At 37.1% G+C, this 13970-nt stretch carries 9 protein-coding genes; 4 read left to right on the top strand and 5 right to left on the bottom strand.

The window, feature by feature from the left end; translation table 11 throughout:
• The first annotated feature begins 1 nt into the window (after position 1).
• The gene (locus tag ACUN24_RS18535) at positions 2-1468 is read left to right on the top strand and encodes a glutamate synthase subunit beta (RefSeq protein ID WP_445563847.1); all 1467 of its coding nucleotides are present in this window, start codon (positions 2-4) and stop codon (positions 1466-1468) included.
• A 913-nt stretch (positions 1469-2381) separates the two neighbouring features.
• On the opposite strand, the gene ACUN24_RS18530 is transcribed toward ACUN24_RS18535, so the two are convergent.
• Complete coding sequence (locus ACUN24_RS18530) at positions 2382-3584, bottom strand: DUF763 domain-containing protein (RefSeq protein ID WP_445563846.1); 1203 nt, start codon at positions 3582-3584, stop codon at positions 2382-2384.
• 373 nt (positions 3585-3957) lie between these two features.
• Between ACUN24_RS18530 and ACUN24_RS18525 the strand changes: the two genes are divergently transcribed.
• The gene (locus ACUN24_RS18525) at positions 3958-5061 is read left to right on the top strand and encodes a metallophosphoesterase (RefSeq protein WP_445563845.1); all 1104 of its coding nucleotides are present in this window, start codon (positions 3958-3960) and stop codon (positions 5059-5061) included.
• On the opposite strand, the gene ACUN24_RS18520 is transcribed toward ACUN24_RS18525, so the two are convergent.
• Positions 5047-6114 (bottom strand): sensor histidine kinase, encoded by a 1068-nt coding sequence (locus tag ACUN24_RS18520; RefSeq protein WP_445563844.1) that lies wholly within the window; start codon positions 6112-6114, stop codon positions 5047-5049. The two genes, ACUN24_RS18525 and ACUN24_RS18520, sit on opposite strands and share 15 nt — an antisense overlap.
• Positions 6115-6265: 151 nt before the next feature.
• On the opposite strand from ACUN24_RS18520, the gene ACUN24_RS18515 reads away from it, so the two are divergent.
• Positions 6266-7738 carry a glycoside hydrolase family 130 protein gene (locus ACUN24_RS18515; protein ID WP_445563843.1) on the top strand — a complete coding sequence of 491 codons (1473 nt, stop codon included), beginning with the start codon at positions 6266-6268 and terminating at the stop codon, positions 7736-7738.
• Positions 7739-7905: 167 nt separating this feature from the next.
• Here ACUN24_RS18515 and ACUN24_RS18510 read toward each other — a convergent pair whose 3' ends face one another.
• A complete protein-coding gene (locus ACUN24_RS18510; RefSeq protein WP_445565116.1) occupies positions 7906-9138 on the bottom strand; it encodes an IS4 family transposase in 1233 nt (410 codons plus the stop codon).
• 431 nt (positions 9139-9569) lie between these two features.
• Positions 9570-11840 (bottom strand): glycosyltransferase, encoded by a 2271-nt coding sequence (locus ACUN24_RS18505; protein WP_445563842.1) that lies wholly within the window; start codon positions 11838-11840, stop codon positions 9570-9572.
• Between the two features lie 130 nt (positions 11841-11970).
• On the opposite strand from ACUN24_RS18505, the gene ku reads away from it, so the two are divergent.
• Complete coding sequence (ku, locus tag ACUN24_RS18500; RefSeq protein ID WP_445563841.1) at positions 11971-12741, top strand: non-homologous end joining protein Ku; 771 nt, start codon at positions 11971-11973, stop codon at positions 12739-12741.
• A gap of 101 nt (positions 12742-12842) precedes the next feature.
• Here the strand turns inward: ku and ACUN24_RS18495 are convergent, their stop codons facing one another.
• On the bottom strand, positions 12843-13961 hold the full coding sequence (locus tag ACUN24_RS18495; protein ID WP_445563840.1) for an alpha/beta hydrolase: 1119 nt from the start codon (positions 13959-13961) through the stop codon (positions 12843-12845).
• Positions 13962-13970 lie beyond the last annotated feature (9 nt).

Below are 13970 nucleotides of genomic sequence, written 5' to 3'. Positions count from 1 at the left end.
CATGGGAAAAGTAACAGGATTTCAGGAATACGACAGAGTTGCGCCCACCAGAGAAGCGGCTGCAACACGTGTAAAACACTATGGGGAATTTTTAAATGAATTACCCTCAAAAGAATTAAACAATCAGGCTGCCCGTTGTATGGATTGCGGCGTACCATTCTGCCAGTCAGGCTGCCCGTTGGGTAACGTGATACCAGAATTTAACGACGCAGTTTATCAAGGTAAATGGGAATTAGCTGCCAATATTTTATTAAGTACCAATAATTTCCCTGAATTTACAGGCAGAATTTGCCCTGCACCATGCGAATCTGCATGTGTATTAGGCATTAATCGTCCACCGGTTTCTATTGAGGAAATTGAAAAACATATCATTGAAATTGCTTTCGAAAAAGGATTTATCAAAGCAAAAGCACCATTAATCAGAACTGGTAAAAAAGTGGCTGTAATTGGTTCAGGTCCGGCGGGCTTAGCTGCTGCTGCTCAGTTAAATAAAGTTGGGCATGAAGTTACCGTTTTCGAACGTGATGATGCTCCGGGTGGTTTATTGAGGTACGGTATTCCTGATTTTAAACTACAGAAAAATGTAGTAGATCGCCGTATTGATTTAATGAAAGAAGAGGGCATCATTTTTAAATGTAATGCCAATGTAGGTGAGAATGTTGAGATAGGTACATTGTTACGCGATTTTAATGCGATTGTACTAGCTGGCGGTTCAACTATTCCACGCGATTTACCAATTGATGGCCGTTCTGCTAAAGGGGTTCATTTTGCAATGGATTTCCTGAAACAACAAAATAAACGTGTAGCGAGCAGAGCCGTTGAAGCGGAAGATATTATGGCTACAGGTAAAAATGTAATCGTAATTGGTGGTGGCGATACGGGCTCTGATTGTATCGGTACTTCTAACCGTCACGGGGCGAAATCAGTAACACAATTTGAGATTATGCCGATGCCACCACAGGCACGTAACGAGCATATGCCCTGGCCAAATTACCCAATGTTGCTAAAAAATACTTCTTCTCACGAGGAAGGTGCACAAAGGGCTTGGTCGGTAAATACCAAAAACTTTATTGCTGACGAAAAAGGAAACCTTAAAGCATTAAAAGTAGTTGATGTAGAATGGGAAATTGATGCAAACGGGCGTCCGGTTACTTTTAAAGAAGTAGCTGGTACCGAAAGAGATCTTCCATGCGAACTCGTACTTTTAGCAATGGGCTTCTTACATCCTCAAAAAGAAGGTTTAATTGAGAAATTAGGTGTGGAGTTAGATAACCGCGGAAACGTAAAAGCATCTGAACACACCTACCAAACCAATATCGGAAAGATTTTTGCCGCAGGTGATGTTCGCCGCGGACAATCATTAGTGGTTTGGGCCATTTCAGAAGGTAGAGAAGCTGGCCGTAAGGTAGACGAATACTTAATGGGAACAACTAAACTGGCATCTAAAGATGCAGTTGCATACGCTTAGTAGGTTTTAAATTCTATATTTTTAGGGTCTTGGTGCAAACCACGACCTTTTTTGTTTTTATAATGTCGTCATACTGAACTTGTTTCAGTATCTATTATGCTGTTTAGTAGTTGTTTTAGCCATTAATTTTCTAGTCTTAGCGTCTCGCTAAGACCTTTCATCATATGCGCTATTTCTGCCACGGAATTAATTAACCACAGATAAATGGGATGAACACACATTTGTTAATGTCGTGAGAAAAAATAGTATTTGGAACGATTCTTCAACTTCGCTATTAATGACAGACTCCAATAAAGTGGTAGTCTTTCCCGCGCAGGCGGGAATCTTAAAGCGCTTGCATTACGATTCCCAATCAAGTTGGGAATGACGAATCTTCTCTAGTCTTAGCGTCTCGCTAAGACTTTTCATCATATGCGCTATTTCCGCCACGGAAACATTGAGACCACGGAATTAATTAACACAGATAAACAGGATGAACACAGATTTATTAATGTCGCGAGAAAAAATGGTCTTTGGAAAAGATTCTTTGGCTTCACTATCAATGACAGATCTCGCAAGAAAGGTCGTCATTGCGAGGAACGAAGCAATCTTAATGCGCACGCTGGTAGCGATCGTTGTAAGATTGCTTCGTCGGCTGAAAAAGCCTTCTCGCAATGACGATTCTTCGCGGCCTAAAACTAAAAAAACGCCTCTGTCATCTCTTTTTAATTTTATACAATAAGTTAACTCCCTTTTTCTAGTCTTAGCGTCTCGCTAAGACCTTTCATCATATGCGCAATTTCTGCCACGGAAACACAGAAACCACGGAATGGAATACTTAAAACATAATTACTGGGATAGATCCTGAAATAAATTCAGGATGACGATTCTTTACGGGATATAGCCCTCACTAGAGGAGGATTATTTATAGTGTTTAAAACAACTTTAACTGTTCACTTTTTGGTGGCTTTTCTTTCCCAAAAATTGTTCTGCCACAATATTTCCAGCTTTCAGCACGTTCTTTTTGAATCACCTTTTCAAAATCCATATTCGGAACAAAGTCTTTTTCTGCATTACGCGCAATTTGATGCAATGATTTAATGGCTTGTTGTTTATCGGTGTTTCCAATCTTCGCTTTTTCAATTGCTTTTTGTAAAACATTTATCGTTTCATCATAAACGTTTACCGGAACAGGGAAGGGATGCCCATCTTTGCCTCCATGCGCAAAAGAATAACGGGCGGGATCGGTAAACCGTGAAGGCGTACCGTAAATCACCTCACTCACTAAAGCCATAGATTGTAAGGTTCTTGGTCCCATGCCTTCGAGTAATAATAATTCTTCAAAATCGCTGGGTTGCTTTTCCTGGGCCAGCCACAAAATACTTCCCAAACGTTTTAAATCTACATCTTTCGATTTTACCTCATGATGATCGGGCATTACCAGCTTTTGTATTTCACTGATCATCCGTGTTGGCGATTCAGCCGTCATACTCATCATGCTCTGCCTTGCCTGATCAGCATCATTAGCCGTTAGGTTCAGGATTTTACCTTGATTAATACCACAAATGCCTGTATGCGGTTCTTCTACAAAAGATTTTAAATTTTCAGAATGCCAGTGGTATCTTCTTGCTGTTGAGCTGCTATCGCTCATGCCTTGTTGCACTACAGCCCAATCGCCTTCGCTGCTTAAAATAAAACTATGAAGGTACAATTGAAAACTGTCTTGAATGGCAGTATTGTCTACCTTTGCACTGAGTTTACTTGCCCGAACCAATTCGGTTCCATTTAACCCCGTTTTATCAGCAATTTTTAAAAGTTCATTTGGCGTTTCTCTGCTGTGTTTTCCTTTGCCTCCACAAATGTAAATGCCTAGCTCTTTTGACAAGGGATTAATCGATTTCTTTAAGGCACCCATCACCGATGTGGTAATTCCGGAAGAATGCCAATCCATCCCCATTACCGCACCTAAACTCTGAAACCAAAAGGGACTGCTTAAACGGCGTATTACTTCTGCTTTACCATATTCCAGTAATATAGCTTCCGTTATCGCTAAACCAAGTGTAGCCATACGCTGGGCCAACCATGGCGGCACGTGGCCATAGTGTAAGGGTAAATCTGCGCTTCCTGATCTTTTCAATGCTAACAAAATTAGTAAAATATATTTGATGAAACTAATTTTACTATGGAAAGAGCGGAAATAAACCAATTAAATGTATTACACTAATGTGATAGCTATTTGATGTAATGAAAGATCTTTTGAAATGCATTTGAAGAGGCATAAGCTTATATTTTCTTAAATGCCTTATATGGTTAAATTATTGCCATATAATTAGAATTATTATTTTTTTAACCATATAAGACATATGAGGTCATTTAAGGGCCTAAGCATTAACAATTTATATTTGCTTTAAGATTCCCAATCAAGTTGGGAATGACGTAATGACAAAAACGATTCATGATATTTTTTGTTATTTTAAGAAACTATTTACCAGCTAAGGCTCATTTTATACATGCGACGACTTTTACAACGTTTACTCAGTGCCTGGATTATCCGCATGTCGAATAGATTTGGCTCAAGGCCCAACCGTAAACGTATCCATGAAGCTTTAAATAAACTTTACAAAAACATCAATGCAACACCAGGGAAACGGGGACTTATTTTTGAAATTGCTGATACAGATAAATTTATCATTTTATCAGATCAGCATAAAGGTGCCCGCGATTATGCTGATGATTTCACTTTAGCCGAAAAGAATTACCTGAAAGCACTCGAATTTTATAATCAACAAGATTTCCATTATATCAATCTGGGCGATAGCGAGGAACTTTGGGAGAATTTGTTGGAATCTGTGATTAAACACAATCAGGCTACTTTCGAAGCAGAAAAAGCCTTTATTTCAAAAAAACGATTCACTAAGATATTTGGTAACCATGATTTATATTGGGATAATGATCCTTTAGCCGGGTTTAACCTCAACAGAATTTATGGAACTAAAATCCGTATTTACGAAGGAGCTATTTTAAGGTTGCCAGTAGGAGAAAGTAAACTTGATATTTTTTTAACTCACGGACACCAGGGCGATTTACAGAGTGACGGAAACTGGTTTAGCAAGTGGTTTGTGAGTACCATTTGGGCACCACTACAATCGTACCTGCAAATTAATCCCAATACACCGGCCTATGACAATCAGCTTAAAACAGCGCATAATACATTGATGTACAACTGGATAATGACAAAAAAGAATATGGCTTTAATTACCGGGCACACGCATCAGCCGGTTTTTGCATCTTTAACTCATCTGGAACGGATTTATGTGAAATTAAAAAAAGCGAAAAAGGAAAAGAATGCTGCTGATCTTGCTTTTTTAAACACAGAGCTTCATAAGCGGATAAAAGAAGGAGATAAAGCACCAAGCTTCGGTAAATACAAACCAGGTTACTTTAATAGCGGATGTTGCTGTTTTAGTGATGGCGATATAACGGGTATTGAAATTGAAAACGGCCTTATAAGATTAATAAAATGGTCATATCATAGAAATGCCATTCCTGAAAGAATTTTGCTCGAAGAAATGAAACTCAGCGAATTATCAGATTCAAACCTATTTAATGGGTAATGTTACGTAAAAAGTTGTGCCCAGGTCTTTTCCATCGCTTTCTACCCATAACTTTCCTTTATGGATATCTACTAATGCATTTGCGGTAATCAGTCCTAACCCATAAGTGTTTTCCTGATTGGTGCTTACCGGACTCAACCGGGCGAATTTCATAAAAACTTTTTCCAGGTCTTCTTCGTTCAGGCCCACGCCATTGTCTTTTATCGCAATCGTTACCGCATTATCAGCTATTTCATGGGTGATGTAAATCTCTTTTCCTGCTGGAGAAAACTTGATGGCATTGTTAAGTAATTCACTAAAAATCGTTGCTAATTTATCAGGATCAGCAAAAATTTCAACGGGTTCGTTAATATCAATTAAAACGGATTGATTTTTATGTTTAAGGGATAAATTGAGTGCAAGTTTTACCTGTTCTAATATTGCTTTTATATCTACTTTATCTTTCTTAGGCTTAAATGAGTTACCTTCTTTCCGGGCAGCGCTTAAAATACCGTTCAAATTATCAATCATTCTTTTCGATTGCGCATTAATCTTACCAGCAATTAATGCAGCTTTATCATCAATACCCGGGATGCGTCCCAGTAATTCAGACTGAAGTGAAATGGTCGTCATAGGGTTTTTAAGATCATGAACAAGCACGTGTAAACGATCATCGTAGGCTCTTAAAGCTTTTCTAACTGCAATTCTAGACTCCAGTTTTTCCATCACCATATCCGCTAAATTACTCAGCATTTTTAGCTGCTGCGCTTCGGCCGTTTTAAATTTAGTATCGGCAACGTAAATCAGACCAAGAGGATAACCTTCAGGCGACATGAGGGGAGCAGAGGTAAAAAAAGTAAAGGCATCATTTTTTAAAGGTAAGCCGATGGCTGATCCCATTTGAGCTTTCACAAAAATGTCCCCTTCTGTCTGAAAACCGATGCCTGCATTCGGAACATCAAATATTTCAGCAGCCAATTGTGCGATCTGATCAAAAGCACTTTCTGCAGGCGTGCTTACAATTTCGTAGTATTTTAATTTTTCTAAACGTAAGGTTTCGTCTGATGGAATCATGTTATCTGCTTTAAAAGGGAGAATAATTAAAGGTAAAAATTATGTGCAAATACTGTAAATAATATAAACAATTAAGTCGTAACTTCCGTTATTATAGCGTTGGATGACATCATGCGGAAAGCGTTAAAATTACAATAAAACAGCTAAAATAATGAGATTATACATAGAACGTAAACCTGTTAAGGTTAACCCAGATACTAAAAGAGTTATTGCACGTTTTTTTTTTAATGGAGAGGAGAGAGCATTAGAGGTAATCAGGAAGGTTTTAGAGTTTTCAGATGAAAAAGTATTTTCGCTGATATCGCCCATATTACAGGAATATTCTAAAAGACACCGGAATATTACCAAAATCCTGACCCGGCACTGTAAAAAGCTAAAAAAACAATTTGCTGCATTAGGCACCGAATTTGAAGATATAGATGAATACACCAGATTGCTGATTGGTGCTTACTTTACCCACGAATATTCAATAGAATCTGCTGCTTTTTTTAATCCCAGTATTGTTGATGATCCTGATCAAACCGATTTAGTGGAAGGTGAAAAGAGGGTAATCATCAGCTTTAGGGCCGTAGGCGAGGGGCATATTTCTTCGATTGTTTTCAGGCGTGCATTAATTGATAAAAACAATAATATCCAGGTTTTGCCAGTAGGGAATTATGTTGATGAAGCCGAGGTAGTAAAAAATGCGATTTACGTTAAAAAACTATTCCTTAAAAAAGCAGCTTATGCGCAGATTGATCCTTCAGTATTAGAAGAAATTGAATCAAAACTGGATGACAAATTTGAATATACCAGTTTGAGCAATATCATCAAAGATTCTAAAATTTTACATAAAGAAAATCCTTCCCGTTTAATTGAATACGATAAAGTACTTTGGTTATCAGATACCTATCACACCATCACTTTCTCAAAAGATACAGACATATCTGATCGTGTAATTTTTCCTATTTCAGAATTTGAACGTAAAGGGATTGAGGATGCACGTTTCGTGAAATTTATTAAAGATGATGGAAAAGTGCTGTACTATGCCACGTATACAGCTTTTGATGGTTCTTTAATTATCCCCAAACTGGTACAAACTGAAGATTTTTACGAGTTTAAAGTGATTCCACTTTATGGCGATGGTGCACAAAACAAAAACCTGGCCTTATTTCCAAGAAAAATTAAAGGAAAATATGTAATGATGAGCCGGATAGATGGCTGGAATAATTACCTGATGTTTTCGGACAAAGTTAATGTTTGGGAAAACCCAATCCTGTTAAAACAGCCCCGTTACGATTGGGAACTGGTACAAATCGGCAATTGTGGTTCTCCGATAGAAACAGAAAAAGGATGGATTGTAATTACGCATGGAGTGGGTCCAATGCGCAGGTACTGCATTGGCGTAAGTTTATTGGATCTTGAAGACCCAAGTATAGAAATAGGCCATTTAAAAGAACCATTGATTATTCCTAATAATGATGAACGTGAAGGTTATGTGCCTAACGTGGTATATTCCTGCGGTTCGATCATCAGCAACGGTGAACTGATTATTCCTTACGGATTATCTGATTATAGTTCTTCTTTTGCAACGGTAAATTTAGAGCTGCTGTTGAATAAATTGTTGGAGAATAATGATAAATAATTAACGATATTTCTGGTTACAATGTGGGCAATGAATTAATATCATCAAACCCCGCAGGTTTTGAAAACCTGCGGGGTTTGATCCCTTTCCATGGTCTGTGTCCTCACAGACCATGGTTATTTAATCGAAATTTCGGTCTGTGAGGACACCAATGCTATTAACTTAAGCTATTTATATGTTTGGTGAGCTCTGTTTTTCCTCTTTTTAAATGTTACCCTAATAAAGCTTCTGTCTGGTTTTATGGGTATTTTAGAAGATGCTATTAGTTTAATAAGAGATTGAATGATATGCTCTGGGTTTAGCGTATTTAGTATTTGGATAATTACTTTTCTAACAAACCTGAAAGCATTTTGCCAATTGTATTTATATTTTAGTTTTCTTTTTTTGTTCTTGTCGATCTCCTGCTGTGCCTGGATGCCTAATAAAGCTACCAGATTCATCATAAATATATGTGCTTCAAACTCCTGGAATATTCCATCAGGTTTTCGACAACCAAACTGCTCTAGTTTCATCTTTGGTTTTAGTTTTTTAAAGCCTTCTTCTACAGGCCATCTTAGGCCATAAAGCACTTTCATATTCTCTGTGCAGATATCATTCATATCAAATAAGGAAGAAACAAGTATTTCTATCTCTCCAGTTTTCAATTGGATTTTTGTAACCCTAACAACGATTTTTTCAGTATTTAACCCATGTTTTAAACAGGATTTTCTTTCATTTGGGCTTGGATCCCACTCTGTTATAAAATCGTTTTCAGTCTGTTGGGTTATCCGTTTTGCAAAACAGGACTGAGCGGTGCTTATGCGAATGCAGAAATTCTGTTTTACTGCGTAAAGGCTTTTGCAGATATGAAAATATCCAAACCCCCGGTCTAAAATAACTATGGATTTACGGCCTGGGAGTTCTTCAATGCATGCATCAAAAAGTGTTTTTTCTGTTTTCTCCATCTTTGATATCCTTTTAGAAAGAATTGCCCCACTAAAAACATCATAAAACATAAAAATCTGTGCTAAACAACTTTTTACACTACCACCTTTTTCTGAATAGATTCCAAAAAAGTCTTTTATCTGCCTGGAAGGTGGTAACCCAACAGTAGAGCCATCACCGGCAATCAATTGATATCCCCTCCAAAGTTGTGAAGGGTTCTGTTTGTGGTAATCTGCCAGTATTTTGTTCAGATCCTTAAAAAAGGAGATGGATATTTTATATCGAGCCTTAGAAAAAGCTGCACCTGTTACCGCTTTTGAGGATAAACTAGGCAAAATTGTAGAAAGATTATACTCTACAGATTCTTTAAAAAGATTTAATACGATAGATACAACAACAGGGAAGCTTAAACTCCGCTTACGGGTAAAAAAGATTGGTTCTTTAAGGTATTGGGAAAAACTGTTTTTATCCTGAATGAAATCAAATGTTTTTTTTAGGAGCCACTTTATGTTGCTCCAATTTTTGATTCGAAGAAATTATACTCATTTACTTTACTTGTTTAATAGTTAAATATCAACATAATAATTTGATTTTCAAATATTTAAAACACTAAGTTAATAACATTGGTGAGGACACAGACCGAGGGTAGCTGTGAATCTAAAATCCTAAGAACCACATGCCAAATTTAAATAAGCCTGATAGAACGGAAAGCCCGGAGCGAAGCATGTTGAGGACTTGAAGAGATAGCAGGACTGCTGTAACCGAAGCGCACCAAACCCTGATTTTCAAAATAATATTGACCACCTAAGTCATCTTAATTCATTTAAGGATGTTCTGGCTTTTTTCTGCAAAAAAAAAGCTGGCTCAATTCTGAACCAGCCTTAATATTTCCAAGACAAATTAATCTTTAGCTACATTTATCTGCCTCCACTAAGGGGGAAGACAAGGTTTCATATTCTGCTTCTGCTGCCTTTAGAATAGCCAAATGTGAAATAAAATAAGCCAGAGTACTCTCAGCACCTTGATTCCTGTTTACACTATTAAACTGTAGCCCATCTGCACAACCATGTGTTTCAAAATCGTACAAAGGAATATGTAAGCTATTTTTTCCTAAAAACCACTCATAGCTGATATGCATTAAACTTAAATATTGATCATCTTTAGTCACCTCGAAGCTTTTAGCGTAGAGTAAAACCATTGCCATTGTTTCTATAGCCTGTTGATCGTAAATTGGATTTTTACCGTGTTTTTTCATCCATCCGGCATTGCCGACAGGATTTAAATACCCGTTTTCGAATGAGAAACTATTTAAAAATTCGATACTTTCCATGGCAATTTTATAAGATGCAGTATTCCCGGTAACTTCATAATGATGAAGCAATGCCAAAGGAAGTATTGCATTATCATAGGTCAGAATATCTTCAAACCAATGCCAATCGCCATCTTTATTGTCTTTATATGATGCCATTAATGAATTGGCCAGCAAATTGATTTCTTTTGTAATTAATTCATCACCAGGATGAGCACACAGGTAATAGGATAAACCAATAATGGTATTTGCTTTTCCTCGGAGGTATTTTAATTCACTGAAATGTGGAATAGCATGCGAAAATAATTCCCTGCCGAATTCACGGTAAGAATTGTTGGGTGCACTGCAAACTAAATAGCCCAATGACCAGATGGTCCGGCCAAAAGAATCTTCAGAACCTATTTCATCCAGATAATTGCGGTTAAAACTCAGGAAATTCCTGAAATTTCCATCATCTGTTTGCATATATTGAATAAAACTAAGATAAACGGGCATCAATTTTAAAGCTTTAGGGTTTTTACCCTGCTCTATAGCCATTAGTGCCATAATTAAGGCCCTGGCATTATCATCAATACAATAGCCTTCCTTCAAATTTGGAATACCAAAACGCGCATGTTGTATAATTCCGGTATCGTCGGTTAGTAATGAAATGTGATTTAAATTCAGTACAGGCATCCCTTCTACATCTATTATTGGCGGGATCGTTCTTTCAGATTTGGCTTCTGCTGATAATGCCTCATTCAACACATTAAGATAAACACTTCCAATAGCTGGCCAACGAAGATTTAATCCATATTCGTAAGCGTTTTGCTTTAGTTTTTGATATTTATCTTGGTCACTTAAAAGTTCGTTTACAATGGTTGCCAATTGTACATCGTTCTTAAAATCAAATAATTTTCCTCTGTTATCGGCTAAAAGCTCCTGCGCATGCCAGTATGGGGTAGAAACTACTGCCGCACCAGCGCCTACCGCATAAGATAAGGTACCGCTGGTAATTTGGGCTTCATTTAAATAAGGCGTAATATATAAATAACAGGCCGTTAAATATTGATGCAATTCTTCTTCAGATACAAATTTATTGACGAAAGCAATATTGTTTTCAACCCCTAAATCTTTCGCCAATGCTTTTAAACTATCTCGATATTCTTCACCATTATGCTTTACCACGCCAGGATGGGTATTGCCTAAAATCACATATAAAACATCAGGATGTTGCGCTACAATGCTGGGTAAAGCTTTAATTACCGTTTCTAAACCTTTATTCCTGCTAATTAAACCAAAAGTAAAAAGCACTTTTCGGTTTTTAAAAAGTTTACTTTGTGCAATTTCGTTATTTGGTATAGGTTCCAGATCTGGAACACCATGCTCTATTAATTTGATAGAAACCTTCGGGATTTGGTAAATACTAGTTAAAAATAAGACTGCTTTTTTGCTCATCACCACTATTTTAGACGATTTAACCGCAATCTCTTTAATAATGGTTTGCTGCATAAAATTTGGTTCTTTTAAAACCGTATGCAAAATGGTAATGAATGGTTTTTTTAATCTGTTAATTAAAGACAATAAAAATACGCCGCTGTTGCCTCCATATATACCAAATTCATGTTCAATGATACAGCTATCTACATCACTGTTATTGATAAAATCTGCAGCATCAATATAATCTTTTTGATTTTGTTGACGGATGACAAATTTTACTTCGTTTGGGTAATCGTGTTCATTAACATCATCTGATTCATTTAAGGCAACAACAAAACTTTTTTGCGGATTGTAAGCAGGATTTAAACTTAATGCGTTAACCAAATTCTGATTAAATGTTGCTAAACCACATTCGCGAGGAGGATAGGTTGAAATATAGGCAATTTTCATATGTATTTCAGATAGGGTTGATACTTAAATAACATTGCATTATCTAAATAGTTTGTGATTTCCTCAATTTACACTTAATAAACCCAAAACAATCTGTTTTAGGAGCTTGTTAGTAAGTAAATATTAAGCTATGAGATCAATATGGAAAGGTTCGATTGGGTTTGGTTTGGTAAATATCCCGATTAAGTTGTTTTCAGGAGTCCAGAATAGTAATCTTGATTTAGATATGCTCGATGAACGTGATCAGGCAAAGATTAAATTTCTAAGAGTGAATGAAAATACACATAAAGAGGTACCCTTTGAGAAGATAGTTAAAGGCTATTTTTTAAAAGACAGGTACGTTATTTTAGATAAGCACGATTTTGAAGAGGCTGCACCTGAAAAAACTAAGATTATTGAACTGGAGAATTTTGTTGATATTAAGGATATAAACCCTATTTATTACGAAACTTCTTATTATACCGAGCCTGAAAAGCAAGGCAAAAAAGCTTATGGATTATTGCTAAAGGCCTTAGAGAAATCGGGTAAAGCTGGTGTTGCCAGGTTTGTATTAAGGAACACAGAAAACCTTTGTGTAATCCATCCTATGGAACATGTAATTGTAATTACAAAAATCAGATTCGAACAGGAAATCAGGAGCCTGTCGGAAATTAATAAGGTTGATGATATTACCATTACCAAAAAAGAAATGGATGTAGGGCTGGCTTTGATCAAACAATACAGCTCAAAATTTGACCTCAGTACATTTAAAGATGATTACAGTAATGAATTATTGAAAATCATTAAGGCAAAAGCTAAAGGAAAACGAGCTACCGTGAAAAAGATGAAACCTCAAAAAGCTTCAAGTGATGATTTGTATGATCAATTGATGCAGAGTTTAGGCTCGAAGAAAGGAGCTTAGTTAGTTTGGAGTCTGCAGTTGGGAGTTTTGAGTTAAAAACGCTCAACGCAAAACGCCATGAAAGAACAGCCCTGGAGTAAATACCACTCCAGGGCTGTTTTTTATTTAAAAGCAGCTTTTAACTGATCAGCGGCATAAGCCTGAGCAGCCTTTGCTTCGGATACAAGCGAAGCCATACCAAAGAACTCATGCGTAACGCCCTCATAATTCTTTGTATTCACTTTAACGCCTGCAGCTTTTAGTTTATCGGCTAACATGATACCATCATCATGTAACGGATCTATTTCTGCAGTAATAATGGTTGTTGATGGAAGGCCTTTTAAATTGGCATTAATCAAAGATATTTTAGGATCTTGCGCTTCAATCATCGTGTTTAGGTATTGTTCATTAAACCTGCCCATCATTGCCTTGTTTAACGGTTTTGCATTTTGATACATTTTATAAGATTCAGTATTCATGTCCGCCTGAGCAATAGGATAGATCAAAACTTCGTGTACAGGAAGCATAATATGTTTGTCTCTGGCCGTAATAGATACGTTTGCCGCTAAATTACCACCTGCACTTTCGCCAACAACTGCAATTTTTGCCGGATCGGCTTTTAAGTCTACTGCGTTTTTTACAGCCCATTCATAAGCAGTAAAAGCATCGTTATGCGCGGTAGGAAATTTATTTTCGGGGGCTAAGCGATAAGCCACAGAAACTACAATTGCACCAACCTGCTCTGCCAAAGCCTGGGCAGATGCGTTATAAATATCTAAATTAGCGATAACGAAACCGCCACCATGGTAATAAACAATGAGTGGATAAGGTCCATTTCCTCCCTTCGGGGTGTAAATACGCAAATGGATTTTACCGCCGGTAACATCAATATCCTTTCCCATGGTATCTACCTTAGGTACAGGTACTATAATGTTATTCTGTTTTATTAAATCCATTACGGCATCCGTTGGTGTATGGTTCTTGCGCGCATCAGCAGCGCTTAAAGTTTCTAAAGGTTTATCTCCATAACTACTTAGTTTTTCTATAACCACCTGCATTTCCGGCTTTATTGTTTTCCCCCATTCAGGGGCAGGGCCAGCGGGTCTTAATGCTGCAGCCAGTGTTGAATCAGTCGTAGTCGAATCTGTAACGGTTGTATTTTTTATTCCACCCGTACAGGCAGAAAGTAAAACAGCCAGCCCACAAGCAAGCGTAAAAGATTTTAAGAAATTTATCTCCATAGGATTGTT

It is taken from the genome of Pedobacter sp. WC2501 (assembly GCF_052682415.1).
This window is presented reverse-complemented; position numbering and strand designations above follow the sequence as displayed.